The 26,905-nt window shown below is 71.3% G+C and carries 19 protein-coding genes; 8 read left to right on the top strand and 11 right to left on the bottom strand.

Annotation, left to right across the window (positions count from 1 at the left end; translation table 11 throughout):
- Positions 1 to 19: 19 nt before the first annotated feature.
- Complete coding sequence (locus tag M3T53_RS07260; RefSeq protein WP_272434037.1) at positions 20 to 1,312, bottom strand: C40 family peptidase; 1,293 nt, start codon at positions 1,310 to 1,312, stop codon at positions 20 to 22.
- 423 nt (positions 1,313 to 1,735) lie between these two features.
- On the opposite strand from M3T53_RS07260, the gene M3T53_RS07255 reads away from it, so the two are divergent.
- The 6 genes from M3T53_RS07255 (at position 1,736) to M3T53_RS07230 (ending at position 7,699) form a co-directional block, all read left to right on the top strand.
- Positions 1,736 to 3,076: an O-acetylhomoserine aminocarboxypropyltransferase/cysteine synthase family protein gene (locus M3T53_RS07255; protein ID WP_272433836.1), complete on the top strand. Its 1,341-nt coding sequence runs from the start codon at positions 1,736 to 1,738 to the stop codon at positions 3,074 to 3,076.
- Positions 3,077 to 3,090: 14 nt separating this feature from the next.
- Positions 3,091 to 4,254 (top strand): homoserine O-acetyltransferase MetX, encoded by a 1,164-nt coding sequence (metX, locus tag M3T53_RS07250; RefSeq protein WP_272433835.1) that lies wholly within the window; start codon positions 3,091 to 3,093, stop codon positions 4,252 to 4,254.
- Positions 4,255 to 4,449: 195 nt separating this feature from the next.
- Entirely contained in the window at positions 4,450 to 4,836 is a 387-nt protein-coding gene (locus M3T53_RS07245; protein ID WP_272433834.1) for a GntR family transcriptional regulator, read from the top strand.
- Positions 4,836 to 5,708 (top strand): ATP-binding cassette domain-containing protein, encoded by an 873-nt coding sequence (locus M3T53_RS07240; RefSeq protein ID WP_272433833.1) that lies wholly within the window; start codon positions 4,836 to 4,838, stop codon positions 5,706 to 5,708. The genes M3T53_RS07245 and M3T53_RS07240 overlap by 1 nt, the downstream gene beginning before the upstream one ends.
- A 1-nt stretch (position 5,709) precedes the next feature.
- The gene (locus M3T53_RS07235; protein ID WP_272433832.1) at positions 5,710 to 6,507 is read left to right on the top strand and encodes a hypothetical protein; all 798 of its coding nucleotides are present in this window, start codon (positions 5,710 to 5,712) and stop codon (positions 6,505 to 6,507) included.
- A 109-nt stretch (positions 6,508 to 6,616) separates the two neighbouring features.
- Positions 6,617 to 7,699 carry an alpha/beta fold hydrolase gene (locus M3T53_RS07230; protein WP_272433831.1) on the top strand — a complete coding sequence of 361 codons (1,083 nt, stop codon included), beginning with the start codon at positions 6,617 to 6,619 and terminating at the stop codon, positions 7,697 to 7,699.
- A gap of 72 nt (positions 7,700 to 7,771) precedes the next feature.
- Here the strand turns inward: M3T53_RS07230 and M3T53_RS07225 are convergent, their stop codons facing one another.
- Positions 7,772 to 9,229, bottom strand: a complete 1,458-nt coding sequence (locus M3T53_RS07225; protein ID WP_272433830.1) for a cell division topological specificity factor — start codon at positions 9,227 to 9,229, stop codon at positions 7,772 to 7,774.
- Positions 9,230 to 9,657: 428 nt separating this feature from the next.
- Here M3T53_RS07225 and M3T53_RS07220 point away from each other — a divergent pair, with 428 nt between their 5' ends.
- Positions 9,658 to 12,954 (top strand): FAD-binding and (Fe-S)-binding domain-containing protein, encoded by a 3,297-nt coding sequence (locus tag M3T53_RS07220; RefSeq protein WP_272433829.1) that lies wholly within the window; start codon positions 9,658 to 9,660, stop codon positions 12,952 to 12,954.
- Between the two features lie 63 nt (positions 12,955 to 13,017).
- Here M3T53_RS07220 and M3T53_RS07215 read toward each other — a convergent pair whose 3' ends face one another.
- The 5 genes from M3T53_RS07215 to ppdK all read right to left on the bottom strand — a co-directional run bounded on the left by M3T53_RS07215 (position 13,018) and on the right by ppdK (position 20,374).
- The gene (locus tag M3T53_RS07215; RefSeq protein ID WP_272433828.1) at positions 13,018 to 14,619 is read right to left on the bottom strand and encodes an SLC13 family permease; all 1,602 of its coding nucleotides are present in this window, start codon (positions 14,617 to 14,619) and stop codon (positions 13,018 to 13,020) included.
- Positions 14,620 to 14,818: 199 nt separating this feature from the next.
- Entirely contained in the window at positions 14,819 to 15,127 is a 309-nt protein-coding gene (locus M3T53_RS07210) for a hypothetical protein (protein ID WP_272433827.1), read from the bottom strand.
- Positions 15,124 to 17,274: a ferrous iron transport protein B gene (gene feoB, locus M3T53_RS07205; RefSeq protein WP_272433826.1), complete on the bottom strand. Its 2,151-nt coding sequence runs from the start codon at positions 17,272 to 17,274 to the stop codon at positions 15,124 to 15,126. Before feoB ends, M3T53_RS07210 begins: the two co-directional genes overlap by 4 nt.
- Positions 17,271 to 17,516 (bottom strand): FeoA family protein, encoded by a 246-nt coding sequence (locus M3T53_RS07200; RefSeq protein WP_272433825.1) that lies wholly within the window; start codon positions 17,514 to 17,516, stop codon positions 17,271 to 17,273. Before M3T53_RS07200 ends, feoB begins: the two co-directional genes overlap by 4 nt.
- Positions 17,517 to 17,659: 143 nt before the next feature.
- Complete coding sequence (gene ppdK, locus M3T53_RS07195) at positions 17,660 to 20,374, bottom strand: pyruvate, phosphate dikinase (RefSeq protein ID WP_272433824.1); 2,715 nt, start codon at positions 20,372 to 20,374, stop codon at positions 17,660 to 17,662.
- 244 nt (positions 20,375 to 20,618) lie between these two features.
- Here ppdK and M3T53_RS07190 point away from each other — a divergent pair, with 244 nt between their 5' ends.
- Positions 20,619 to 21,521, top strand: coding sequence for a hypothetical protein (locus M3T53_RS07190; RefSeq protein WP_272433823.1), 903 nt, complete (start codon positions 20,619 to 20,621; stop codon positions 21,519 to 21,521).
- Positions 21,522 to 21,957: 436 nt separating this feature from the next.
- Here M3T53_RS07190 and M3T53_RS07185 read toward each other — a convergent pair whose 3' ends face one another.
- The 4 genes from M3T53_RS07185 to M3T53_RS07170 all read right to left on the bottom strand — a co-directional run bounded on the left by M3T53_RS07185 (position 21,958) and on the right by M3T53_RS07170 (position 26,866).
- Entirely contained in the window at positions 21,958 to 24,426 is a 2,469-nt protein-coding gene (locus M3T53_RS07185) for an ATP-dependent Clp protease ATP-binding subunit (RefSeq protein WP_272433822.1), read from the bottom strand.
- 223 nt (positions 24,427 to 24,649) lie between these two features.
- Positions 24,650 to 25,075, bottom strand: a complete 426-nt coding sequence (dtd, locus tag M3T53_RS07180; RefSeq protein WP_272433821.1) for a D-aminoacyl-tRNA deacylase — start codon at positions 25,073 to 25,075, stop codon at positions 24,650 to 24,652.
- Positions 25,075 to 26,220 (bottom strand): CAF17-like 4Fe-4S cluster assembly/insertion protein YgfZ, encoded by a 1,146-nt coding sequence (ygfZ, locus tag M3T53_RS07175; RefSeq protein WP_272433820.1) that lies wholly within the window; start codon positions 26,218 to 26,220, stop codon positions 25,075 to 25,077. The genes dtd and ygfZ overlap by 1 nt, the downstream gene beginning before the upstream one ends.
- Positions 26,213 to 26,866: an FABP family protein gene (locus M3T53_RS07170; RefSeq protein ID WP_272433819.1), complete on the bottom strand. Its 654-nt coding sequence runs from the start codon at positions 26,864 to 26,866 to the stop codon at positions 26,213 to 26,215. Before M3T53_RS07170 ends, ygfZ begins: the two co-directional genes overlap by 8 nt.
- Positions 26,867 to 26,905 lie beyond the last annotated feature (39 nt).

The following is a 26,905-nucleotide window of genomic DNA, read 5'->3' as shown; positions in this document are numbered from 1 at the left end:
TGCGCGTCGCCTGATGGGATCAGAGGCGAACCGCGTAGGGCATGACCTGGTTCCATCCCCAGATCGACGTGATGCGGACGGTCTGCCCGGGGGAGGGGGCTTCGATCATCTGGTTGCCGCCGAGGAAGATGGCGACGTGGTAGATGCCCGAGGAGGATCCGTTGGAGGACCAGAAGATCAGGTCGCCCGGCTGCATCGAGTTGATGGAAACGTAATCCCCGATCGAGTCGCCGAGCGCGTACTGGGAGCGGGACTGGTGGGGGATGTGGACTCCGGCCTGCGCCCAGGCGAGCATCGTCAGGCCCGAGCAGTCGACTCCCGAATAGGATTCCCCGGCCCAGACGTAGGGGACGCCGAGGAAGGTCTTCGCGGCGGCGATGGCCGCCGATGCACCGCCCGACGGGGCCGCAGGGGCGGGAGCGGGAGACGGCGTGGGGGCCGGGGCCGGCGCGGGGGCGGGGGCCGGCGCGGGTGACACGGGGGCGGGAGCGGGAGACGGCGCGGGGGCCGGGGCGGGAGAGGCCGTCTCGGCGGCGGCTCGGGCGGCGGCCTCGGCGGCGGCCTGGCGCTCGGCGGCGAGGGCGGCCTCGCGCTGCTCGATGAGCTCGACCGTCGTGTTCTGCTTGCGCGCGAGCTCGCTGATGTACGCCTCGCGCTGGGCCTGGGTCGTCTGCTGGAGGGCGAGGGCCGACTGGGCGGCGGCCTCGGCGGCGTCGGTGCGACTCTGGACCTCCGCGGTCGCCTCCTCCTGGGCGGCGAGCGCGGAGTCGGCGGCTCCGCGCATGACGTCGGCGACCTGTTCGAGGGCGGCGACGCGCTGCATCTTCGCATCGGCGGAGGTCGCGAAGGTGTTGATCGAGGCCTGCTTGGTCTCGACGGTGCGCAGTCCGTCGGCGTTGAGGTAGGGCGCGAGCGAATCGAGGGAGGAGGCCCCGTCGCGGTACGCGGTCTGAGCGACGGAGGCGATCTCGCGGCGCCCCTCGTCGAAGGCGGCCTGGGCCTTGTCGGCGTCGGCCCGGGCCTGGGCCGCGGTCTCGGTGGCCTCTCCGAGGGCGAGGTGGGCCGCGTTAAGCTCCTCGGCGGCGATCTGGGCCTGCTGCATCGCGGTAGTCGCGTTGGCGGTGACGGAGGCGAGCCGGACCTCGATCTGGGCGACGGAGAGCTTGGCGGCCTCCTCGGCGGCCTGGGCCCGGGCGATGTCGTCCTGGGAGGGGGAGGCCTGGGCGGCTATGGGGAGCGCGAGCGCCGCGGTCGCCAGGAGGGCGATGACCCCGATTCGAGTCCGTCCCGCCGTGCGCCACTGAGTCCTGATCGTCACTGCTGCACCTGTCGTTGAGGGGAATTGATGCCTGTCAAGGAGGACACGCACTGCTCATGAGATTAGCTCACGCGTCTTCTCACGCGCAACACATTCCCCATTCATTTAATTCCTTCACATCAACCACACTCGCAACATCCGCCACATCCGTTCTTCGCCGCCGAGCGGCGCATCCGTCCCCCCTCTCCCGGCACCTGTCCGCGTCACACGATCCCAGGATCCGGACCCCGATCCGGCCCCGCACTCCCCCATCTAGCGTGGAGGCCATGTTCTTCGCGCGAATGCCCCGCTGACTGCCCGCACCCCCTGCGAGCAGTCGCCGCCCCCGCCCGGCGGAGGCGTCAGCGGCCGCGTAAGAATCGTCGCCCCACTGCGCCCCCGCTCCACCAGACCACCCATGAGTCACCAGGAGCCACCATGACCCGCACCCCCGACGACTGGTCCTTCGAGACCAAGCAGATCCACGCCGCATGGGACCGCGACCCCGCCACGGGCGCCACCTCCCTGCCGATCCACCAGACCACCTCCTACGCCTTCGCCGACTCCGACCAGGCCGCCGCCCGCTTCGCCCTCAACGAGCTCGGCCCCATCTACACCCGGCTGACCAACCCGACGACCGACGTCGTCGGCAGCCGGATCGCCGCCCTCGAGGGCGGCGTCGGCGGCCTTCTCGTCTCCTCGGGGCAATCCGCCCTCGCCCTGACCGTCCTGGCCCTCGGGCAGGCGGGATCGAACATCGTCGCCTCCCCCTCCCTGTACGGTGGATCGCTCATCCTCTTGAAGAACACGCTCGGCCGCCTCGGGTTCGAGACCCGCTTCGTCTCCGACCCCCGCGACCCCGAGCAGTGGCGCGTCCTCGCCGACGAGCGGACCATTGCCTTCTTCGGGGAGACGATCCCCAACCCCACGGGCGACATCCTCGACATCGAGCCGATCGCCGCCGTCGCCCACGAGATCGGCGTCCCCCTCGTCGTCGACAACACCGTCGCCACCCCCTACCTCGTGCGCCCCATCGAGTGGGGGGCCGACATCGTCATCCACTCCGCCACCAAGTACCTCGGCGGGCACGGCACCGCCATCGCCGGCGCCGTCGTCGACTCGGGGAACTTCGACTTCGGGCTCCACCCCGAGCGCTTCCCCCTCTACACCGAGCCCGACGAGTCCTACCACGGGATCGTCTACGCACGGGATTTCGGCCCCGACGGCGCCCTCGGCCTCAACCTCGCCTTCCTCCTGCGCATCCAGACCCTCATCAACCGGGACCTGGGGGCCGTGACCTCCCCCTTCAACGCGTTCCTCATCGAGCAGGGCATCCAGACCCTCTCCCTGCGCGTCCAGCGCCACAGCGACAACGCCCTGGCCGTCGCCCGCTTCCTCCAGGAGCACCCGGGCGTCGAGTCGGTCAATTACGCCGGCCTGGAGTCCTCCCCCCACCACGCCCTCCAGCTCAAGTACTCCCCCCTGGGCGCGTCCGGCCTGCTGTCCTTCGTCATCTCCGGCGGGTACGAGGCCGGCAGGGCCTTCGCCGACGGCCTCGAACTCCTGCCGATCGTCGCCAACATCGGCGACGCGAAGTCCCTCGTCATCCACCCGGCCTCGACGACGCACTCGCAGCTGACCGGCGATGAGCTCCTGGCCGCCGGGATCGAGCCGGGCACGGTGCGCCTGTCCATCGGCATCGAGCACATCGACGACATCCTCGCCGACCTGGACACCGGCTTCGCCGCGGCCGCCCGGGCCGTCGAGGCCGCCGGCTGAGCGGGAGGGACCCGATGACCCCGCCCGCTCCGCCCCCGGTCCCCGTCTCCGGCGGCTGGCACGAGGGCGACCCCGTCGCTTCGCGGCTCTTCGCCGACCTGGGGTCGCTGCGCCTGGAGAACGGCCGGACCCTCGACTCCGTTCGTCTCGCCTACGAGACCTGGGGGGAGCTGGACGAGGCCCGGTCGAACGCGGTCCTCATCCTTCATGCCCTGACCGGCGACGCCCACGTGCTCGGCGACGCCGGCCCGGGCCAGCCGACGCCCGGCTGGTGGGGGGACGTCGTCGGGCCGGGCAGGGTCGTCGACACGGATCGGCACTACGTCGTCGCGGTCAACGTCCTCGGCGGGTGCCTGGGGTCGACGGGGCCCTCATCGCTCGCCCCGGATGGGCGGCCGTGGGGCTCGCGCTTCCCCGTTGTCTCGACGCGGGACCAGGTGAGGGCCGAGGCCAGGCTCGCCGATCTCCTCGGGATCGACGTGTGGTCGGCCGTCATCGGGGCCTCCCTCGGGGGGCAGCGGGCGGTCGAGTGGGCGGTCTCCTACCCGGACAGGGTCGAGCGGCTCATCGTCGTCGCCTCGGGCGCGCAGACGACCGCCGAGCAGGCCGCGTGGACGCATGCGCAGATCCGCGCGATCGAACTCGATCCGCGATGGAAGGGGGGCGACTACCACGGCGAGGAGGAGGGGCCGGCCGCGGGCCTGGCCCTGGCCCGGCAGATCGCTCATACGACGTACCGCTCCCCCGGCGAGCTCGACGCCCGTTTCGGGCGCCTCCCCCAGGGGGGCGAGGATCCGCTGCGCGGGGGACGGCTGGCCGTCGAGTCGTACTTGGACTACCACGGGGACAAGATCGTCCGCCGTTTCGACGCGGGGTCGTACGTCGCCCTGTGCCGGTGCCTGCTAACCCACGACGTGGGGCGCGACCGGGGAGGGGTACGCGAAGCGCTGTCGCGGGTGACGGCCCGCACGCTCGTCGTCGCGGTGGACTCGGACCGCCTGTTCTTCCCCGAGCAGGTGTGGCAGATGGCGGCGGGGATCTCCGGGGCGTACTACCGGGAGATCCATTCCGATCACGGTCACGATGGGTTCCTCATCGAGTCGGATCAGGTGACGGCCCTGTTCGATGAGTTCCTCAACGAGCGCATCCCCTCGCGCACATCGGTCTTCGCCCGGTGACGCGGGGAAGGGGGCGGGCCTGACGGCCCGCCCCCTTTGTGTGCACGGCGATGCTTCTCGGCGCGTTTTCTCCGGTGAAATCGCTCGTAGGGCCGCCGAAACGCATGCCGGTGCACACTCGTGGGCCCGGAGGGGTTGACAGGAGCAAACTTCAGTGGTTCATTAGTCATGTAGTTAACCACTGAGGAGGTGATCATGAAATTCGACTCCCCGACACCGATCTACATCCAGATCGCCGAGGACCTGCGACACCAGATCCTCATCGGCGCCCTCGACGAAGGAGACCAGGTGATGTCGACGACCCAATACGCGACGACCTACAGGATCAATCCGGCCACGGCCGCCAAGGCATTCGCCCACCTCGTCGACGACGGCCTGCTCGTCAAGCGGCGCGGCATCGGCATGTTCGTCGCGGCCGGCGCCCGCGAGCGCCTCCGGGCCGCCGGCCGCGACGGATTCCTCACCGAGACCCTCACCCCCGTCGTCCGCGACGCCCTCGCCCTGGGCCTGAGCGCCGACGATCTCATCGCCCACATCCGCTCCGTGACGAGCGCCCCCTCATCGACCGACCAGGAGGACTGATGATCCGCATCGATTCCCTCACCCACAGGTACCCCCGCCAGAAGGCCCCCGCCCTCGACCGCGTCGACCTCGACATCGCCGAAGGCTCGATCACCGGCGTCATCGGCCCCAACGGCTCGGGCAAGACGACCCTCTTCACCGCGCTCTCCGGGCGCCTGGCCCCCACCTCCGGACGGATCCTCTTCTCCGGCGCCGAGATCGACCGGGAGGAGCGGGCCGCCCGCAGCATCTGCGTCGGCATCGACCGCGACTTCTCCAGCGCCCGGGCCGCCTCGGTCCTGCGAGCGGCCCGGCTGCGCCCCACATGGGACGAGTCGATCTTCACCCGCCTCGCCGAGCGCTTCTCCCTGGCCGCCCGAGGGGGCCTCGGACGGCGCTCGCAGGGGCAGCGCTCCCTGTTCATCACCTCGATCGCCCTGGCCTCGGGGGCGCCGCTCACCCTGCTCGACGAGCCGACCGGATCCCTCGACGTGCCGACGCGCATGGCCCTGGCCGAGGAGATCATCCGCGTCAACGCCGAGGCCGACGGGGCCCGGACCGTCGTCATCGCCAGCCACCTCGTCTCCGAACTCGAATCCCTCATCGAGCACGTCGTCATCCTCTCCGCGGGCAGGGTCGTGTCGACGTTGAACGCCGGGGACCTGGTCTCGCGCGTCATCGCCCTCATCGGCGATCCCGCGACCATCCGGCGCCTCGTCGACGCCGACCCGCACGCCCGAATCCTCTCCGAGCGCCCCCTGGGCAGACTCGCCGAGATCCGCATCGCCGACGCCTCCCCGCGCACCCTCGACGCCGCCGTCTCGGCGGGCGTCGAGAGCGCTCCCCTGTCCTTCCAGGACGCCTTCGTGTCCCTCATCGGCAAGGAGAACTGACATGACCCCGACAACCCGTCCGACCGCCGCCCCCGGGGCCAAGGCCCCCGCCCGGTCCGCCTGCCCGTCGATCGCGGCCCTCGTGCGCGCCGACCTGCACGACACCTGGTACTACTGGCTCCTCACGGGCCTGCTCACCGGGATCAACGGCCTCATCGGCGTCGGGATCGCCGGATTCACCGCCGACTCCTTCACCCTCGTCATCGGCGACGAGACAGTGCGCCTCCACACGATGACGAACGTCATCTTCAACTGGGTCATCTCATGGACGATCGTCCTCCTCGTCAGCGGGATCATCCGCGCCACGAACACGACGGCGATCGGCGCGCTGGCGGGCGCCGGCCTGAAGCTGCAGAACCGGGCCGGGTGGGCCGCCGACGCCGCCCACGCGCTCGGAGCCGCCGCCGTCCTCACGGCTCTGCGCGCGGTCTCCCTGCGCGCGGAGGGCCCAGGGATGAACTCCCTCCAGATCCTCCCCGGCCCCTGGGCCGGGTCCCTCGGAGCGGCGACGGCCCTCGTCGAGGCCCTCATCTTCTGCGCCCTGTGGCTGGTCTTCGCCGGCATCGGCAGGATCATCGGCCATGCCTTCCGCATCGGCCCGGCGCCCGTCGGGATCCTCGCGATCATCGGCTACGTGGCCGCCTGCATGGGGATCGTCTGGGCCGCCGCGGCCCTGTCGAGGTCGGACTCGGACGCGTGGCTGCTCCCCTTCGGCGCAGTCCTCGGGGCGTTCCTCCTCGCGGTCTTCCCCCTCGCCTGGGTCCTGGGCGGACGGGGCCCGATCCGGACGGTCGGCTGAGCGGCGCGGCGCGCACGACGATGCCGTTCGACGCGACAACGGGCCGGGCCCGCAGAACGCGTCGAACGGCACGCCGGTGCGGTCCGGGGATCGCGTCTACCCTGGCCCCATGAGCGCATACGACGTCATGGCCCCCTGGGGTAAGGCCGGGCCGCCCCCCGCCGACCGTTGGCGCACCGACCTCCTGGGACCGGCGTTCCAGTCGCGGACGATCGACCTGCTGCCCGACGACGAGGGCGAGGCGGTCGCCACCCTCGTCGCGTACCGGCCCCACAAAGACCCCGGCGCCCTGCCGGGGGCGACGGCGTTCCCCCGCTTCAGCATCCTCTTCCTGCACGGGCGCAACGACTACTTCTTCCACGTCGAGGCGGCCCGGCGCCTGGCGGCCGCCGGCGGCGCCTTCTACGCCCTCGACCTGCGCAAGTACGGGCGCTCCCTGCGCCCGTGGCAGTCCATCGGCTACGTCGACGACCTCACCGTCTACGACGAAGAGATCGGCGAGGCCCTCTCCCTGATCCGCGCCGAGCAGGGCCGCCTACCGCTGGTCCTCGTCGGCCACTCCACGGGGGGGCTCATCGCGACCCTGTGGGCGCATCGGCATCCGGGGGCGACCGCCGGCCTCGTCTTGAACTCCGCGTGGTTGGAGATGCAGACAATGGCGAGCCTGCGCGAGGCGGTCCAGCCGGTCCTCGGGCGGATCGCGGCCCGTCGGCCGATGCTCGAGGTGGTCGGCGCCGGGGGGCCGAGCTTCTACGGGAGGTCGATGGTCGACGGGTGGGCCGGGTCGGGGCTGCCCCTGCCCGAGCGGCTCGTCGGCCACGAGGACGATCCGGCGGTCAGGGGCTGGGAGTTCATCCACGCGTGGAAGCGCCCGGAGTCGTATCCGGCGCCCGCGGCGTGGCTGGACGCGGTGATGGACGGGCATCGGGCGGTCGAGAGGGACGTCCACCTGGACTGCCCGGTCCTGTCGATGATGTCGACGGCGACGTATTTCGGCGAGGAGTGGGACGAGCGGGTGTTCTCCTCGGACACGGTGCTGGACGTGCGGGTCAATGCCGAGAGGTCGGCGAATCTCGGCGACGACGTGACGATCGCGCGCTTCCCCGGCAAGCACGATCTGTTCCTGTCGGATCCGGATGTGCGCGAACGCGTCTACGACCTGATGGACCGGTGGTTGTCGGCGCAGGTATGAGCCGTCGTCGGCGCCCGCCCGAGGACCTAGTCACCGCCGCTCTACGCGCCTCTGCTCGTCGGCGCGGGCGGGTTACGCCCCGTGGCGCCCGCGCGGGGGGCGCGCGGGGGCGGCGGAGTATTCGCGGATGATCTCCCGGTTGACCTCAGCGAGGGCCTCGGCGAGGGAGGGGCCGCGCAGAGTGTCGAGGTGGAGCTCATCCCAGGCGCTGAGGCCGCGGCGCCCGAGGGCGTCGAGGCAGGCGGAGGGATCGGCGTAGTCGAGGCCGCCTGTGCGGATCGTCCCGTTGGCGGTGAGGACCGCGTCCACCGGCAGGTCGAGATCGGGGCGGCCGACGAGGGCGGTGTCGGCGCCGATGATCTGCCCGAGGGCGCGCAACCCCTCGTCGTCGGCTGCGAGGACGGGCACGCCGGCGGCGCGGGCGGCGAGGATCTCCGCGGATTCGACGGGGCCGGGATCGCTAGTTCCGACGGGGCCGTCGGCGTCCCCATGGGCGCCGGGAGCCGGGGCCGACTCTGCGCCGACGCGGGGGGCCGGCGTCTCTGCGGGCGTCTCGGAGCGGTCGACGGTCGGGGCCTCCTCCTCGTGGGCCCGGTCATGCGCCTCGGCGGGGGCGGAGGGCTCGTCGGGAGCGGGCTCTGCGGTTCGTCCGTCTGCGGAAGGCGGCGCAGCCTGGGCCTCGGGGCCGGCGTCCTGCGGGGCGCTCGGCGAGGGCGCGTCGTCGGGGGCCGGCGACCGGCGCTCGGCCGGGACGGGTTCGGCGTCGGCATGATCCGGGTGCGGCTCCTCCTGGGCCCCGGGCCCCGCGGAGGCGATCTGCGGGTCGTCGTCGGGCGCTGCGGCGCCGGCGACGAGGGGGGAGCCGGCTGACGGCGCGCGCCCTCCCTCCCGGGGGGCGTCGGCGGAGGCCAGGGCGGCGATCTCGGGGAGCTGGCCGGTGTTGCCGAGGATCACCTGGGGGGCGTGCCCGTACAGGCGCGGGCCGACGGCCTGGACGTCGAGGAAGGCGCGGCCGTTGGACATCTGCCGCAGGCTCATCTCGTGGACCTCGACGCCGGAGGCCGCCAGGACGTCGAGGGCGGGGCGGACCTGGGGGTCGATGGATCCGACGACCATGACGAGCCTGGGGCCGCCGCCGGCGGCCGGCGGCATGGAGTCGCGGAAGTGGACCCATCCGGTCTTGAAGGAGTCGACGCCGCCGGGGTACTCGCGGGCAAGGTCGGACCACGACAGGGCTGCGGTCTGCGCCAGGCGGGAGAGGGAGGAGATCAGTGTGTCGGAGTCGAGGTGGGCGACGACTTCGACGGAGACGACCTGCCCGGTCGCGTCGAGGGCGGTGAGCCGGGGGGCGTCGGATTGATCGTCGATGCGCGAGAGGTCGCGCCAGGTGATCGGGAAGAGGGGGCGCGAGACGATTTCGAGGACCTGGGCGCACACCGCGTCGATGAGGCCGGGGGTGATGCCCGAGGCGACGGGGTACCCGAATTGGGCGGGGACCAGGCGACCGTCCTCGAACTCGAACAGGGCCATCGGTTCTTCCTCCCGGTTCATGGCGTCAACGGTCTCATTGTCCCACAGCACAAGACGCCTCGGCATCCGGTCGGCGGCGACCCCGTCGTCGCCGCCTCTCCGCGGTCCGGGTCGGGCCGCGGAGAGGCCGAGTCAGCCGAGCCCGTCGCTGACGGGGGCGCCGGGGCCGGCGACGGCCCGTCGAGATGATTCGGCGGCGAGGGGCGGAACGGGGGCTCTCTGCGACGGGCGGTGCGCGCTCCCACGCCCACGAGGGCGGCCCCCACCGGGCAGACCCCCACTCCCGCCGGCGAGGCGGGGGCGCGAGGACGCCCCGGGACGGGCGCGGACCGCGAGCGCGCTCACGACTCTCCCGCCGACCGCGCCGCGCGCCGCCCGTGGGCGAACGGGCCCGAGCCGGCGGGCCGAGGCGTGCCACAATCGGCCCCATGAGCGCATCCGGTGTCCCCCGCCCCCTCGGCTCCGCACGCTCGTCGACGCCCCGCGACCCCTCCCCCGTCAACGGGACGACGACCCTCCAAGCCGGGGCCCCCGCGAACCCAGCGGGCGACCCGCGCGCCGCCGCGGCCCTCGCCGACCTGGAGCGCGCGGTCACCGGCGAGGTCGACTGGTCCACCGGGACCCGAGCCCGCTACTCGACCGACGCCGGCCTGTACCGGATCCCCCCGCTGGCCGTCGTCTTCCCCTCGTCCGTCGAGGACGTCCTCGCCGCCCTCGACGTCGCGCGCTCCCACCGCATCCCCATCACCTCCCGCGGAGGCGGCACCTCCTGCTCGGGCAACGCCGTCGGCCCGGGCATCGTCCTCGATTTCAGCCGCCACCTCACCCGCGTCGTGTCGATCGACCCGCAGGCCCGGACCGCCGTCGTCGAGCCCGGCTGCATCGAGGCCGACCTCCAGGAGGCGGCCCGCCCCTTCGGCCTGCGCTTCGGCCCCGACCCGTCGAGCCAGAACCGGGCGACCATCGCCGGCATGGTCGGCAACAATGCGTGCGGGCCGCACGCGACCGCCTGGGGGCGCACGTGCGACAACGTCGTCGCCCTCGACTGCGTCGACGGGACGGGCAGGCGCTTCACGGCCCGTACCTCCCACGCCCCCGACCTGCCGGAGGTCCCGGGCCTGGCGGCCCTCGTCGACGAGCACCTCGCGCCGATCCGCACCGAGCTCGGCTCCTTCGGCCGCCAGGTGTCGGGGTACTCCCTCGAGCACCTCGCCCCCGAGAGGCGGCGCAACCTCGCGGCGATGCTCACCGGCTCGGAGGGCACGCTCGTCACCCTCCTGTCGGTGACGGTGCGCCTCGTGCCGATCCCCCGGGCCCCCGTCCTCGTCGCTCTGGGCTACCCGGACATGATCGCGGCCGCCGACGACGTCCCGGCGATCCTCGCCCACGAGCCGTTGGCCGTCGAGGGGATGGACCGGCGCCTCGTCGACGTCGTGCGCCGCCACAACGGGCCGGGGGCCGTCCCCGACCTGCCCGAGGGCGAGGGCTGGCTCCTGTGCGAGGTCGGCGGGGACGACGAGGCCGACTCCCTGGCCCGCGCCCGTGCGATGGCCGCGTCGGCGAGCACCCGGTCGGTCGCCGTCTACCCGCCGGGCGAGGACGCGGCGAGGCTGTGGCGGATCCGCGCCGACGGGGCGGGCCTGGGCGGGCGCACCCCGGTCGACGGGGCCACGGGATCGGGCAACGAGCAGGCGTGGCCGGGGTTCGAGGACGCGGCGGTCCCCCCGGAGAGCCTGGGCGCCTATTTGCGCGACTTCACGGCCCTCATGGACGAGTTCGGCATCGACGGCCTCCTGTACGGCCACTTCGGGGACGGGTGCGTCCATGTGCGCCTCGACTTCCCGTTGGATTCGGACGAGGGCGTGGCCCGCACCCGGCGCTTCCTCGAGCGGGCGGCCGAGGTGTGCGCCTCCCACGGGGGGTCGGTGTCGGGCGAGCACGGGGACGGGCGGGCGCGCACGGAGCTGCTGCGCTACATGTACAGTCCGGACGTCCTCGACCTGTTCGCCCGGGTCAAGGGCCTGTTCGATCCGGAGAACCTCCTCAATCCGGGGGTGCTGGCCGCGCCGATGGGCGAGGCCGAGGCGCGCGAGCGTCGCGCCCGCCGCTCGGGTCGGGGCGGGGACGCCGCCCCTTCCGGTCGGGGCCGTCCCGCCGCCCCGATCGAGGCGGGGGCCGGGCCGGACGTCCAGGACCCCCAGCCCGGCGTCGACCTCGTCGACCACTTCCTGCGCCGCCCGGCCGCCCGCTCGCTGCCGGCCGACGGCGGGTTCTCCTTCCGCGAGGATCACGGGGATCTAGCGACTGCCGTCCACCGGTGCACGGGCGTGGGCAAGTGCCGGGCGCAGGCGCCGGGGACGTTCATGTGCCCGAGCTGGAGGGCGTCGGCCGACGAGAAGGACGTGACGCGGGGGCGGGCGCGGATCCTCCAGGAGGCGGCGAACGGGGCCCTCGTCGCGGCGATCGACTCGCCGGAGGTCCTCGAGGCCCTCGACTTGTGCCTGGCGTGCAAGGCGTGCTCGTCGGACTGCCCGGCGGGCGTCGATATGGCGAAGTACCGGTCGGAGGTGTACTTCCGTCGCTATCGGGGCCGACTGCGGCCCCTGTCGCACTACGCGCTCGGCTGGCTCCCCCGGTTGACGAGGCTGACGGCGCGCATCCCGGGGGCCGCGGCCCTGGGCAACGCGGTCCTGGGCGTCGGGGCGGTGCGCCGCGCGGTGTTCTGGGCGATCGGCTTGGACGCGCGCCGGTCGATGCCGCCGTTGCAGGCGGGGACGTTCTCGGCGTGGGCGGCGGCCCGGGGGTATTCGCGCGTGCTTGCGGCGGATGCGGGCCCGGAGGGCGACCGCCTTGGCGGGGGCGCGGTCGGGCCGGCCGGCGGGGACGGGTGGGGCCGCGTGGGCCGATCGGATGACGGGGCCCCGGGACCGCGGCGGCCCGGGGCGGCCGCGTCGCCCGAGGCGCGGCGGTGCGCTTCGCCCGCGGACGGGCGGGGGCGGCGCTACGTCGTCGTGTGGGCGGATTCCTTCTCCCAGACCCTCGACGACTCGGGCGCCCGGGCGCTCACCCGCCTCCTGGAGGACAACGGCTTCGCGGTCGTCGTCGCCCCCGACGTGTGCTGCGGGCTGACGTGGATCACGACCGGCCAGCTCGCCGGCGCGAAGAGGAGGCTCGGCAGGCTCCTCGACGCCCTGGCGCCCTTCGCCGCCAACGGCATCCCGATCGTCGGCGTCGAGCCGTCGTGCACGGCGGTCCTGCGCGACGACCTCCTCGATCTGCTGCCGGATGACCCCCGGTCGTCGCTGGTGTCGCGGGCGACGCATACCCTGGCGGAGCTCCTGGAGGCCGTTCCTGCCGATGAGCGCCGCCTCCCCGACCTCACGGGCGTCGAGGTCGTCGCCCAGCCGCACTGCCACCACTATTCCGTGATGGGGTGGGACGCCGACGAACGGCTCCTGCGCTCCCTGGGCGCTCAGGTGACGCGCCTGTCGGGGTGCTGCGGCCTGGCGGGCAACTTCGGCATGGAGCGCGGGCACTACGAGATGAGCGTCGCCGTGGCCGAGCAGTCCCTCCTGCCGGCGCTGCGCGATCGGCCGGGAGCGGTGTACCTCGCGGATGGTTTCAGCTGTCGCACGCAGGCCGCCCAGCTCGCCGGGCGCGACGGCGTCCACCTGGCGGCGCTGCTCGCGCGGAGGGCTCGGCCGGGGCCGGGCGGGGCCGCCTGAGCCGCCCCGGCCTCGCGCTCGGTCCGGGTCGGGATCGCGGCAAGCGCCCATTACCGGGCGGGGTCACAGGGTGATCCCGAAGACCGGGACTCCGATGACGAGCACGGCGATGGCGACGAGGACGACGCCGATGATGTTGAGCCAGATCCCGGTCTTCGCCATGTCGCCGATCGAGATGTACCCGGAGCCGTAGGCGACGGCGTTGGGGGGCGTGGCGACCGGGAGCATGAACGCGAAAGTCGCCGACAGGGCGACGGGGACGACGAGGAGGAGGACGTTCATCGGGTTGTCGGCGGTGATGCCGATACCGCCGGCGACGCCGCCCATGATCGGCAGGAATGCGGCGGCGGTGGCCGTGTTCGAGGTCAGTTCGGTGAGGAAGATGATGAGGGCGGACACCGCGGCGACGATGACGACGATCGGTAGGGCTCCGAGGCTCTTAGCTTGTTCCCCGATCCATAGCGATAGGCCGAGTTTGGAGAACATGGAGGACAGGGAGAGCCCGCCGCCGAAGAGGAGGAGGACGTCCCAGGGGAGCCTGTTCGCGGTCGTCCAATCGAGGAGGCGCTCTCCGGTGCGCATGTCGGAGGGGATGAGGAAGAGCAGTGCCGCGCCGATCATCGCGATGAGGGAGTCGGAGATGTTGAGGTCTGATCCGGTGAAGTCGAGGATCACGGGGATGAGGACCCATGCGGCGGCAACCGCGCCGAAGATGGCGGCGACGAGGATTTCGCCGCGGCGCATGGCGCCCAGGGAGTTCCATTCGTCGCGGATGAGTTCGCGTCCCCCGGGGATCTCGGAGACCTCGGGGACGAAGAGCACGTAGACCATGAGCCACCACGCGATGAGGAGGAAGGTGACGGCCAGGGGCGCTCCGATGAGCATCCATTGGCCGAATCCGATGTCGATGCCGTGGGTTTCGGACAGGTAGGCGACGAGGAGGGCGTTGGGGGGAGTGCCGATGATCGTCGCGACTGAGCCGATGGATGCGGAGTAGGCGATCCCGAGCATGAGGGCGGTGGAGAAGCGGGCGATGTTGGCGATCCCGCCGACGAGTCCGGCGACGAGGGCGAGGACGGATGTTCCGATGGGGAGCATGACGACGGCGGTCGCCGTGTTCGACACCCACATGGAGAGGAATCCGGTGGCGATCATGAAGCCGAGGATGAGTTGGCGGGGCCGGGTGCCGACGAGGAGGACGACGCCCAGGGCGATGCGGCGGTGGAGGTTCCATTTCTGCATGGCCAGGGCGATCATGAAGCCGCCCATGAAGAGGTAGATCGTGTCGGAGGCGTAGGGGGCGGCGACGGTTGTGAAGTCGGCGACCTGGAAGGCCGGGAAGATGACGAGGGGGAGGAGGGCGGTGGCGGCCAGGGGGATTGCCTCGGTCATCCACCAGGTGCCCAGGAGGACGGCGGCGAAGACGACGACGCGCAGTCCGCGGTCGGTGTAGACGGGGGCTTGCGCCCCGTCGGCGCCCGCTTGGGCGAGGGCGTTGACCTGATCCGCGCCGGTGGAGGGGAAGAACACGTAGGCGAGGATCGCCAGGGCGAGCCCGCCGACGATGCCGATGATCTGCCGTTTCCATTGGAAGTCCGAGTGCCGGGTTTCGTGGGGCTGGGAGGTCGGTCGGGGATGCGGGGAAGCGCTGATGGGGGTGCTCACGCTGTGCTCCTTCGAACGTGCGGAGATGTCGTCGGTGACGCATTCACCATATCCGGGACTTTGGTCCCCCACCTGGTGAACGAACGCCCGATTCGAGGGACGTTCCATGGACTCCCCGGTGAGATCCCCGGGCCCATGAAGGCGTCGGGGGCGGAGTGCAGGTGCGGATGGGAGGAGCGGATCCGTTCCGGGCCAGGCCTCAGGCGCTGAGTCTGCGGGGCGCCGGGGCCAGGGGGAGGATCGGGCAGCCGGAGCAGTGGAGCCTGGCCTCGTCGGAGTCCGCCCCGCCGCACATGCCCAGGCCCGACGCGCACAGGGACTGGGCGCTGTCGACGAGGCCCTGACGGGTCATCTCGTCGACGATGACCTCGGCGAGGGCCGGCGACACGCCCGCCTGGGCGGCTGCGGCCCGGACCGTCGCCCCGCCCCTGAGCGCGAGGAGGATCCGCTGGCGCGCGCCGGGCGCAGCCGGCCCCGAATCGGAGAAGCGCCGGTCGACCGGGCTCACCAGAAGAGCCGTCCGATCTGGAAGATGGCGACCGCCAGCGCCCAGGCGGCGACGAGCTGGACGACGACGGCGACGGCGGTCGTCTTGCCGCCGATCTGACGGGCCTGCTCGGCGACGGTCGCCAGGCACGGCGTGTAGGCCAGGACGAAGACGAGGAAGGCGAAGGCCGCGACCGGGGCCGCGTCCCCGGCGGACTTCGTGAAGGACTCGGTGACGAGTTCGGGCAAAGACCCCAGGTCGTCTCCCCCGTCCTCCGCGTCGCCGCCGTCGACGCTCGGATCGAGGTTGTAGGAGGTGACGATCGACGAGATCACCGTCTCCTTGGCGACGAAGCCGGTCATCAGGGCGCCCGTCATGTGCCACTCCCCGAAGCCGGTGGGGGCGAAGACGGGTTCGAGGACCTGGGCGGTGGCCCCGTAGAGGGAGTCCTCCATCGCGAGGTCTTCGTCGGCGAAGGAGTGGCCGGAGGCCGTGGGGATCGCCGACATCAGCCACACGACGAGGGTCATGACGACGATGATCTTGCCCGCGCCGGTGACGAAGGCCCAGGCGCGCATCCACGTGTTCTTCAGGGTGACGAGGACCCGGGGGGTCTGGTAGGCCGGCAGGACGAGCATGAGCGGGGCCTGTGCCTCGCCCTTGGTGATGAAGGGCTTGAGGATGAGGGCGGCGACGACGACGAGGGCGAGGGACAGGAGGTAGAGCCCGAAGATCACGGTGCCCGCGTGGTCGGGGAAGAAGATCCGGGCGATCATCAGGTAGATCGTCAGTCGGGCGGCGCACGACGTGTACGGGGTGATGAGGGTCGTCACGAGGCGCTGGCTGGCGCTGGGCAGGGTCCGGGCGGCGGCGAGGGAGGGCAGGTTGCAGCCGAACCCCATGATCAGCGGCATGATGACGCGGCCGTCGAGGCCGATGGCGCGCATGACCCGGTCGCCGAGGAACGCCGCTCGGACCATGTACCCGGAGTCCTCGAGGATCGAGATCAGCAGGAAGATGACGAACATCAGGGGCAGGAAGGAGGCGACGACCCCCAGTCCGGTGCACAGGCCGCCGACGAGGAGCCCGTGGAGCCAGGTGTCGCCCCATCCGAAGAAGTCGAGGACGACGTTGACCCCGGCGGCCAGCGAGACCGCGCCGGGGTCCTCGTTGGTGAAGAAGGAGTCGAAGAGGTCCTGGACGGGGCCGACCCATTCTCCGGCGACCTTGAACAGGAGCCACATGAGGGCGAAGAACACGGGGATGCCGACGACGGGGTGGAGGAGGAGGCGGTCGATCCTGTCGGAGCGCGAGAGCGCGGCCCGGTCGACGCGGGCGCCGAAGGCCTCGGCTTCGACGGCGTCGACCCAGGCGAAGAGGTCGTCGGCCCGCGCGTCTTGCGTCTCGGCGGCGCAGGCGGCGGCGATGGTCGAGTCCGGGGCGGGTTCGCGCGTCCGGCAGTCGGGCCCCTGGCCGCATCCGCAGTCCCTGTCGGCATCGGCGGCGCGAGTCGAGGCCGCGGCTGCGGCGGCGACTTGGTTGTAGCCGGGGGCCGCGGGGTCGGGGTCGACCCCGACGACCCGGGGGCGCTGGACGAGGGCGGCGCGGACCATGTCGTCGAGGCCGGCGATGCCGGCTCGCGTGCGCGGGTCGACGACCATCATCGGGATGCCGAGGGTGCGCGACAGGGAGGAGACGTCGATGGTCTCGCCCTCGCGCTCGGCGACGTCGGCGAGGGTGATGACGGCGGCGACGGGCCTCCCGGTGCGGGCGATCTGCCCGAGGAGGTAGAGGGAGCGGGTGAGCGCGGTGGCGTCGAGGACGGCGAGGACGAGGTCGACGCCGAGCCCGCGGGCCGGGTCGGTGAAGGATCCGGGGGCCCCGGCGAGGGTGTCGACGACGACCTGCTCGTCGATGGAGGCGGCGATGAGGGAGTAGGTGCCGGGCAGGTCGAGGACGCGCGCTCCGAGGGAGGACCAGGTGCCGGCCATGACCTCGACGGTGGTGCCGGGGGCGTTGACGACGGCCTGGCGGGCTCCGGTGACGAGGTTGAACAGGGTGGATTTGCCGACGTTGGGGTTGCCGACGAGGAGGATCGTCGGCTGGACGCCCGGGCGGTCGAGGGCGGCGGAGGGCGGGGCGGAGGGGGCGCATGCGGGGCAGCTCATGAGATCTCCTCGACGGCGATCCTGCGGGCGGAGCGGGTATCGACGGCGATCCGTGTCCCGGCGATGTTGACGACGACGCCGCCGAAGGCGGCGCGGTTGGCGAGGAAGAACTCGGCGCCGATTCTCATTCCGAGTTCCTGGAGGCGGAGCAGGTGGGCGGGGTCGACGTCGATCGAGACGAGGCGGCCCCGTGCGCGGATGGGGGTGTCGCTTAGTAGCACGCACATCAGGTTAGCGTTCACTGACCGAGTAGCCCAGGACCTAAGTAAGAGGCGAGATCAGCGATCCCGATGGTCGAGATTCCCGCTCTCGCCGACTCGATGGAAGCCCCGACGCGCGGCGCCCCGCCCGGATCACCGGGCGGGGCGCCGCGAGCTCGAACGAATCAGCCCTTCTCGACCGCGTCGGCCACCGCCGCACGGCCCGCCTCCAGCCGGGCCACGGGGACGCGGAACGGGGAGCACGACACGTAATCGACCCCGACTCCGTGGAAGAAGTGGATCGACGCCGGATCGCCGCCGTGCTCGCCGCACACGCCCAGCTTGATGTCGGCCTTCGTCGAACGGGCCCGGCGCACGCCCTCGGAGACGAGCGTGCCGACGCCGTGGACGTCGATCGACTCGAAGGGCGACACGCCGAAGATGCCCGCCTCGATGTAGCGGGGGAAGAACACTCCCTCGACGTCGTCGCGGGAGAATCCCCACACGGTCTGGGTCAGGTCGTTCGTGCCGAAGGAGAAGAAGTCCGCCTCCTCTGCCAGGTCCTCCGCCGTCATCGCCGCGCGCGGCAGCTCGATCATCGCGCCGACGCTCACCCCCGACAGGTCGACGCCCCGCTCGGCGGCGACCTGGGCGATGATGTCCTCGGCCTCCTCGCGGATCAGCTGGAGCTCGCGCACCGACCCGACGAGCGGGACCATGATCTCCGGGCGCGGATCCAGGCCGCGGGAGATGAGCTCGGCCGCCGCCTCGCACAGGGCGCGCATCTGCAGGGCGAACAGGCCGGGCAGGTAGATGCCCAGGCGGACGCCGCGCAGGCCGAGCATCGGGTTCTGCTCGTGGAAGCGGCGGACCTCGGTGAGCATCCGCTCATCGGCCGGATCCGCCTGGCCGGTCGCCTTGGCGACCGCGACCTTGATCTCCAGCTCGGACAGGGCCGGCATGAACTCGTGGAGCGGCGGGTCGATGAGGCGAACCGTCATCGACTTGCCGTCCATCACCTCGAGCATCTCGAGGAAGTCCTGCCTCTGGAGCTTCTCCAGCTCGTCGAAGGCCGCCTGGCGCTCCTGCGACTCGGGGGCCGACAGGATCGCCCGCTCGACGAGGGGGCGGCGCGAGCCGAGGAACATGTGCTCCGTGCGGCACAGGCCGATGCCCTCGGCGCCGAACTCGATGGACCGGCGCGAATCCACGGGGGTGTCCGCGTTGGCGCGCACCCGCAGGCGGCGGACCTTGTCCGCGTGGGTGAGGATCCGGTCGACGGCGGTCACCAGCTCCTGGGTGCCCTCGTCGTCGCCGGCGGCGATGAGGCCGGCCTCCAGGCCCTTCGACAGGTAGGTCGTCACGGGAGAATCCGTGACGGGCACGTCGCCGAGGAAGATCTCGCCGGTCTGGCCGTCGATGGCGATCGTGTCCGCGCCGGTCAGGACGTGCTCGCCGATCGTCACCGTGCCCGCCTCCGCGTCGATCTGGAGGGCCTCGGCGCCGCACACGCAGGTCTTCCCCATGCCGCGGGCGACGACGGCCGCGTGCGAGGTCTTGCCGCCCCGCGCGGTGAGGACGCCCTCGGCGGCGACCATGCCGGGCAGGTCGTCCGGATTCGTCTCGCGGCGCACGAGGACGCACTTGACGCCCGCCTCGGCGGCCGCCTCGGCCTGCGCGTTGTCGAACACGATCCGGCCGACGGCCGCGCCCGGCGAGGCCGCCATGCCGCGGGCGATGAACTCCTTGTCGGCGTGGGAGTCGAACTGCGGGAACATCAGCTGGGTGAGCTGCTCGCCGGTGACGCGCTCGAGCGCCTCGTCGCGGGTGATGAGCTTCTCCTCGACGAGCTGGGTGGCGATGCGGAACGCGGCGGCGGCCGTCCGCTTGCCGACGCGGGTCTGGAGCATCCACAGCTTGCCGCGCTCGATGGTGAACTCGATGTCGCACATGTCGCGGTAGTGGGTCTCCAGCTTGCGCATGATCGAGCGGAGCTTGTCGTAGGAGGCCTTGTCGATGTCCTCCAGGTCGGCCAGCGACAGGGTGTTGCGGATGCCGGCGACCACGTCCTCGCCCTGGGCGTTCTCCAGGTAATCGCCGTAGACGCCCGAGTGGCCCGAGGAGGGGTCGCGGGTGAAGCACACGCCCGTGCCCGAGCCGTCCCCCATGTTGCCGAAGACCATCGTGCAGATGTTGACGGCGGTGCCCAGGTCGTGGGGGATGCGCTCGCGACGCCGGTAGATGCGGGCGCGCTCGGTGTTCCACGAGCGGAAGACCGCCTCGATCGCCATGTCCATCTGGGTGCGCGGGTCCTGCGGGAAGTCCATCCCCTTGCGCTCGGAGACGATCTTCTTGAAGGTCGCGACGAGGCCGCGCAGGTCGTCGGCGGTCAGCTCGGTATCGCCGGTGACGCCGCGCTCGGCCTTGAGGGCGTCGAGCGCGTCGGAGAACAGCTCCCCGTCGATGTCGAGGACCGTCTTGCCGAACATCTGGATCAGGCGGCGGTACGAGTCCCACGCGAAGCGCTCGTTGCCGGAGATCTTCGCCAGGCCCTGGACGGACTCGTCGTTGAGGCCGATGTTGAGGACGGTCTCCATCATGCCCGGCATCGAGAACTTCGCGCCGGAGCGCACGGAGACGAGGAGCGGGTTGTAGGGGTCGCCGAGGTGGCGCTCCATCTGGTCCTCGACGCGGCGCAGGGCCGTCGTGACCTCCGTGGCGAGGGACTCGGGGACGGCGGAGTCCTTGAGGTAGGCGCGGCACGCCTCCGTGGTGATGGTGAAACCGGGGGGGACGGGCAGCCCGAGCTTCGTCATCTCGGCCAGGTTGGCGCCCTTGCCCCCGAGCAGGTCCTTCATGGACTTATCGCCCTCGGAGAAGTCGTACACGTACTTTGCCATCAGGTCCTCAACTTCCGTTGTCTCAGATCATGATCGGCCCCACGTCGGGCCGCCCGTGCGGATCCTACCAAAATGGGGACCTAGGTCACTGATCCGCGGACCGCGAAGGGGCCACCCCCCTCCGAGGAGGGAGCAGCGCGGCGGATTCCCGATCCCGTCGCAGCCCCCGCATGCCTCGCGACGACCAAGGGGGTCCTACCGGCAGATGAGCGATCCGAACACCCGTGGAAACTATCATCAAGTGATGATCGACCTGACTCTCACCGTGTATGGAAGCACGTCATCTTCAATCGTCAACCCTTCATTCCGTCTTCCCGAAATCGGATTGATGGAATTCGAAAGGATCGCGAAGGCGTCGGGCCGCTACGCCACGGATCCCAGCGAAGCCGGAAACACCTCGCTCGCCTTCTACCCCTTCGATATCGATCTCCACCTCGACCCAACAGAAGACGAGGGAAAAGAGCCACGAGAGCTCCTCACCGCTCAATTTGACGTGTGGCCGGAATATCCGCCATTCTCAGTCCCCTTCCACCCGATCATCGAATTCACGAAACGCACGCTGGACCTATTCGTCTCGACAGAGATCAGCGGAGTATCCGTCGAGATCGAGATCCCCTCCCCAAGAGCAAGCGAATCCCGATTAATAACAGGACACGCCCGTGAACAAGACGAACAACATTCCCACAGCGATCCGGAATACGACACCAAACGACCGATCGAAGCAGTAACCATCAGCATTGAACACTGCACACGCATCACTTTCCGCAACGATGTCTTCGCAGAAGAATTCAAAAAGCGTCTAGGGCGGGACGAGGGCCTCGACAAAACGGATGCCAAAATACTCAGCCCGTCAAACGGAACAGAAGTCGAATACCCCAGAAACTCATACCTCAGACACACCTGCACCGAGGGGATCCAGCGCCATTCATTCGCATACAGAACACCCCGACCAACGCTGGCAGACATCAGCAGGATCATCGACGCCGCATTCCTGGCGTACCAGGAAGCCGCCGATCACGAACGCAACGATCAGGAGGGCACCGCACGCGCCCGTTTCACGATCGGTTTTCCCCGAAGACCAGGGGAAGATTCCGATTCTCCGCAAACACGGCACGCCCGTTCGAATTCGGATCGGTCCCCTCGATGAAGAGACCGGCAACGAAATAAGTTCACCCCCCATTCTTATTAATCTTTTCAAACGGAAGAGGAATCGCATAAGCTCCGGATTCAAGATGCACGTCTCGACATTTCGCAACATGCTCTTCACCGCGCTTGCGACGAACAAGAATCCTGTCGGTTCCACGATTCTTCGCGTGACACCGCCATCAAGCCCGGAATCCTCCGACCGGATCCCGCCAGTCGCGCGAGCGCACCGACCGGATGCCCCTCGCCACCCATACGAAGGCGAGGACGACCCGAGACTCCATCCCGAATCCCGCCTCTCCCCTCCGCGCGCCCACACGACCCGATACGGGTCGCCCATCCCCCACGCCTCCCAGGTGCTCCCCTCCGCTCGCCCACGCGACCCGGACACGACCGGGCCCCGGGCGATCTGCGCGCCCGGGGCCCAGCAGCCTCTCGGATCAGGAGCCGTTGAACGTGAACGCCCGCTCGGCGCCCTCGCCCTCGACGCCGACGGTGACGACCTGGCCGGGAAGGATCTCCCCGAAGAGGATCCGCTCCGACAGGGCGTCCTCGATCTCGCGCTGGATGGCACGGCGCAGAGGACGCGCGCCGAGCACCGGGTCGAAGCCGAGATCGGCCAGCAGGTTGCGCGCCTCGTCCGTCAGCTGCAAGTGCATGTCCTGCGCCTCCATGCGCCGCGCGAGCTTGGCGACCATGAGGTCGACGATCTGCTTGATCTGCTCCTTGTCGAGCGGCGGGAAGACGATCGTGTCGTCGACGCGGTTGAGGAACTCCGGGCGGAAGTGCTGCTTGAGCTCCTCGGACACCTTCGCCTTCATCCGCGAGTAGTCGTGGGTGAGGTTGTCCGCCGACTGGAAGCCCGTGAGGACGCCCTTGTTGATGTCGCGGGTCCCCAGGTTCGTCGTCATGATGATGACGGTGTTCTTGAAGTCGACCTTGCGGCCCTGGGAATCCGTCAGGCGCCCCTCCTCGAGGATCTGCAAGAGGGAGTTGAAGATGTCCGGATGGGCCTTCTCCACCTCGTCGAAGAGGACCACGGAGAACGGCTTGCGGCGGACCTTCTCGGTGAGCTGGCCGCCCTCGTCGTAGCCGACGTAGCCGGGAGGGGCGCCGAAGAGGCGCGAGGCCGTGTGCTTCTCGGAGAACTCCGACATGTCGAGCTGGATCAGCGCGTCCTCGTCGCCGAAGAGGAACTCGGCGAGGGCCTTGGCCAGCTCCGTCTTGCCGACGCCGGTCGGGCCGGCGAAGATGAACGAGCCGCCGGGCCGGTTCGGGTCCTTCAAGCCGCTGCGGGTGCGCCGGATCGACTGCGACAGGGCCTTGACGGCCTCGTCCTGGCCGATGACGCGCTTGTGGAGCTCCTCCTCCATCTTCAACAGCTTCGTCGTCTCCGTCTGCGTGAGCTTGAAGACGGGGATGCCCGTCGACATCGCGAGGACCTCGGCGATCTCCTCGTCGGTGACCTCGGCGATCTCATCCGACTCGCCGCCCTTCCAGGCGGCCTCCTTCGCCTTGCGCTCCTCGCCCAGGCGGGACTCCTCGTCGCGCAGGGACGCGGCCTTCTCGAAGTCCTGGTCGTCGATCGCGGACTCCTTGTTGCGGCGCACCTCGGCGATCCTCTCGTCGAGCTCGCGCAACTCCGGCGGCGCCGTCATCCGCCGGATGCGCAGGCGCGCCCCGGCCTCGTCCATGAGATCGATGGCCTTGTCCGGCAGGAACCGGTCGGAGATGTAGCGGTCGGCCAGCTCCGCCGCGGACTTGAGGGCGTCGTCGGTGATGATGACGCGGTGGTGCGCCTCGTAGCGGTCGCGCAGGCCCTTGAGGATCCCGATGGTCTCCTCGACGCTGGGCTCGTCGACCTTGACCGGCTGGAAGCGCCGCTCGAGGGCCGCGTCCTTCTCGATGTACTTGCGGTACTCGTCGTTCGTCGTCGCGCCGATCGTCTGCAGCTCGCCGCGGGCCAGCATGGGCTTGAGCATCTGGGCGGCGTCGATCGACCCCTCGGCCGCGCCCGCCCCGACGAGGGTGTGGATCTCGTCGATGAAGAGGATGATGTCGCCGCGCGTGCGGATCTCCTTGAGGACCTTCTTCAGGCGCTCCTCGAAGTCTCCCCGGTAGCGCGAGCCCGCGACGAGCGAGCCCATGTCGAGGCTGTAGATCTGCTTGTCCTTGATGGTCTCGGGCACGTCGCCCGCGACGATCGCCTGGGCCAGGCCCTCGACGACGGCGGTCTTGCCGACGCCGGGCTCGCCGATGAGGACCGGATTGTTCTTCGTGCGCCGCGAGAGGACCTGCATGACGCGCTCCATCTCGGTGCGCCGCCCGATGACCGGGTCGAGCTTGTTCTCGCGGGCCGCCTGCGTGAGGTTGCGACCGAACTGCTCGAGGATCGCCGAGTTCGCCCGGTCGGGCCCACCGGACCCGCCGACGCCCGCGCCGACGGCCTCGCGGCCCTCGTCGTCGCCGCGCTGGTATCCCGACAGCATCTGGATGACGGTCTGGCGGACCTGGGTAAGGTCGGCGCCCTGCTTGGTGAGGACCTGCGCGGCGACGCCCTCGCCCTCCTTGAGGAGGCCGAGGAGAAGGTGCTCGGTGCCGATGTAGTTGTGGCCGAGCTGAAGGGCCTCGCGCAGGGACAGCTCGAAGACGCGCTTGGCGCGCGGGGTGAAGGGGATATGGCCCTCGACGGGCTTCTCGCCGGCCCCGATGACCTCGATGACGCTGGCGCGCACCTCGTCGCCCTTGACGCCCATGGTCTCCAGGGCCTTGGCGGCGACCCCCTCGCCCTCGGTGATGAGGCCGAGGAGGAGGTGCTCGGTGCCGATGTAGTTGTGCTTGAGCCCGCGGGCCTCGTCCTGGGCGAGGACGACGACGCGCCTGGCCCGGTCGGTGAACCGTTCGAACATGGATACTCCTTCGGTGAGGACCCGTCGTGCGGCGGTCGCAGCCCTGGTCCATCGAACTGGTGTCCAGCCTAGGGGCGCGTCGGCGTCGTCCGCGCGCCAGTTCGCCGAGGGCGTGAGGCCGTCGTCGGCCGAGCAGGTCGGTGCTGTCCGCTGGGGGCACTGCCCCGCATGGCGGGGTCGGACTGCGCGGCCCCGGAGACCACCGGGCGGGGGCGGCCGGGGCTCAGGCCTCGATGAGGACGGTGAAGGGCCCGTCGTTGACGAGCGCGACCCGCATCATCGCGCCGAAGCGCCCGGTCTCCACGTGCAGTCCCCGTCCGCGCAGATCGGCGACCACCGCGTCGACGAGCGGCTCGGCCTCCTCGCCCGGCGCCGCCTTCGTCCACGACGGGCGCCGGCCCTTGCGCGTATCGCCGTACAGGGTGAATTGGCTGACGACGAGGACGGGCGCGCCGAGGTCCAACGCCGACTGCTCGTCGCCGAGGATCCGCAGCTCGGCGATCTTGCGGGCCACGGTCGCCGCCTGCTCCGGGCCGTCCCCTCGGGCGACGCCGAGCAGGACCATGAGGCCCGGCCCGTCGATGGCGCCGACCCTCTGACCGTCGACGGTGACGGACGCGCTGGTCACGCGCTGGACGACGGCCCTCATCAGCGGGCCCCCAATCCGCCCAGTCCGCCGGCTGCGGGGGTTCCCGGGCGGCGCAGGTCGGGGTTGACGAGGTCGGCGCCGGGGCGCCGGTCCGGCGCCGCCGAGGACTTCCCGTCGACGGGGACGATGACCTCCTGCGCGGCCGAGACGCCGTCGAGGTCGAGGACCGCGTCGGCGGGCAGGGAGCGCGCGACGAGGGCCAGGGCGATCGGCCCCTCGTCGGCGTGGCGGGCCGACGAGGTGACGACTCCGACGACGCGCCCGCCGGCCTCGATCCTCTGCCCCGGTTCGGGCAGCTCGGAGCGGGACCCGTCGAGCTGGAGGTAGACGAGGCGGCGCGGGGGCCGCCCGAGGTTGAGGACGCGGGCGACGGACTCCTGCCCCCGGTAGCAGCCCTTGTCGATGTGGACGGCGGTGCGCAGCCAGTCGACCTCGGCGGGGATGGTCCGCTCGTCGGTGTCGACGCCGACCCGGGGGCGCCATGAGGCGATGCGCAGGGCCTCCCAGGCGAGCATCCCCGACATCTGGCGCCGCGGGGCGGCGGCGAGCCACGCGGCGCGGAAGTCGTCGGCCCGGTCGGCCTCGACAAGGTGGAGGCGCATCCGGGTGCGCGCGCCCGGGTGGGGACCCCGGTGGTACTCGGCGCCGCCGGGGGTGACGCCGGGCCAGGGGTCCTCCCAGGTGAGGAGGTGCCCGGGGAGGGCCTCCTCCCCCGGAGGGGGGCCCGGGACGGCGGCCTCCTCGGCGCGGGGCCGGGCGGAGGCGAGGACGGCGACGTCGTCGCGTCGCTCGGGGGCGACGCGCAGGGCGAAGCGCATGGAGTCGAGGAAGCCGAGGAGTGCGTCGACCCGGTCCGCCTCGGTGACGAGCCACGTCGTCTCGGAGTCGTCGGCGACGGCGCAGGCGTGCTCGATGCGCCCCTCGGGGCTGAGGATCAGGAGTTCGCGCGAGTCCCCCGGGCCCGTGCCGGTGACGACCTGGCTGGTGATGCTCGTCAACCACGTCTGCCGGTCGGGGCCGGCGACGGCGACGGCGCCGAGGTCGGGGCGGTCGACGAGGCCGCGCCCGGCTTCGAGCGCCCACTGCTCGCCGGAGGGGTCGCCGTAGTGCTGGGGGGAGGCGCCCGGGGCGGGGGCGTCAGTCATGGGGGCGGCCTTCCCGGTCGTCGGCGTCGATGCCCTCGACGGCCTCGCCGGACTCGGTGGTCGCCCTCTCGGTGCGCATCAGGCGCCCGGAGATCTCGACGGCGGCCTCGCCCGAGCCGATGGTCCGCTCCTGGGTCCACATCATCTCGCCGGCGACGAGGCCGAACATCCGGCCCAGGCGGGTCACCTCGTCGGCCCGGGGGCCGCGGGCGATCGCGTCGGAGACCATCTGGACGCGCGGGCCGACGCCGACGCCGGCCCACAGGACGCCCAGGCCCCGAGTGTCGGAGCCGGTCCCGGTGAACTCCCGGGGCTCGTACTCGCCGGGCGGGGGGAGCGCCCCCGATCCGGGCAGGACCTCGATGTAGATCGTCTCCTCGACGACGAGGTCGCCCGCGTCGATGCGGGCGAGGCCCTCGGCGGCGTCCCACACCGGGTCGATCTCGACGCCGGGCGCGGGCAGGCCGTGGCGGATGGCGGTGATCAGGCGCATGCGGGTCCCGCAGATCTCTGAGCGGATCTCCTCGACGACGGCGGTGTCGGGGGCGTCGTCCCGGCCTGCGAGCATCCCCCATCCTTTCCAGGTCCCGAGCATCCAGGCGAGGGGGGCGAGGCTGGGGGGCAGATCTGCGGGGATGACCATCATGGGGTCAAGACTATGGGGTGAGAGCCATCGGCGCCGCGC

Origin of the sequence: Actinomyces sp. B33 (assembly GCF_028437565.1) — a bacterium.
Lineage (GTDB): Bacteria > Actinomycetota > Actinomycetes > Actinomycetales > Actinomycetaceae > Pauljensenia.
Note: the sequence above shows the minus strand (reverse complement) of the source record. Positions and strands in the feature narration are given on the sequence as shown.

Bases quoted from the DNA above. Each gene is read 5' to 3' on its own strand.
- M3T53_RS07255 (WP_272433836.1), top strand. From the start codon at position 1,736: ATGACCCGCACCCCCGACGACTGGTCCTTCGAGACCAAGCAGATCCAC.
- metX (WP_272433835.1), top strand. From the start codon at position 3,091: ATGACCCCGCCCGCTCCGCCCCCGGTCCCCGTCTCCGGCGGCTGGCAC.
- M3T53_RS07245 (WP_272433834.1), top strand. From the start codon at position 4,450: ATGAAATTCGACTCCCCGACACCGATCTACATCCAGATCGCCGAGGAC.
- M3T53_RS07240 (WP_272433833.1), top strand. From the start codon at position 4,836: ATGATCCGCATCGATTCCCTCACCCACAGGTACCCCCGCCAGAAGGCC.
- M3T53_RS07235 (WP_272433832.1), top strand. From the start codon at position 5,710: ATGACCCCGACAACCCGTCCGACCGCCGCCCCCGGGGCCAAGGCCCCC.
- M3T53_RS07230 (WP_272433831.1), top strand. From the start codon at position 6,617: ATGAGCGCATACGACGTCATGGCCCCCTGGGGTAAGGCCGGGCCGCCC.
- M3T53_RS07225 (WP_272433830.1), bottom strand. From the start codon at position 9,229: ATGGCCCTGTTCGAGTTCGAGGACGGTCGCCTGGTCCCCGCCCAATTC.
- M3T53_RS07220 (WP_272433829.1), top strand. From the start codon at position 9,658: ATGAGCGCATCCGGTGTCCCCCGCCCCCTCGGCTCCGCACGCTCGTCG.
- feoB (WP_272433826.1), bottom strand. From the start codon at position 17,274: ATGAGCTGCCCCGCATGCGCCCCCTCCGCCCCGCCCTCCGCCGCCCTC.
- ppdK (WP_272433824.1), bottom strand. From the start codon at position 20,374: ATGGCAAAGTACGTGTACGACTTCTCCGAGGGCGATAAGTCCATGAAG.
- M3T53_RS07190 (WP_272433823.1), top strand. From the start codon at position 20,619: ATGATCGACCTGACTCTCACCGTGTATGGAAGCACGTCATCTTCAATC.
- M3T53_RS07185 (WP_272433822.1), bottom strand. From the start codon at position 24,426: ATGTTCGAACGGTTCACCGACCGGGCCAGGCGCGTCGTCGTCCTCGCC.
- dtd (WP_272433821.1), bottom strand. From the start codon at position 25,075: ATGAGGGCCGTCGTCCAGCGCGTGACCAGCGCGTCCGTCACCGTCGAC.
- ygfZ (WP_272433820.1), bottom strand. From the start codon at position 26,220: ATGACTGACGCCCCCGCCCCGGGCGCCTCCCCCCAGCACTACGGCGAC.
- M3T53_RS07170 (WP_272433819.1), bottom strand. From the start codon at position 26,866: ATGATGGTCATCCCCGCAGATCTGCCCCCCAGCCTCGCCCCCCTCGCC.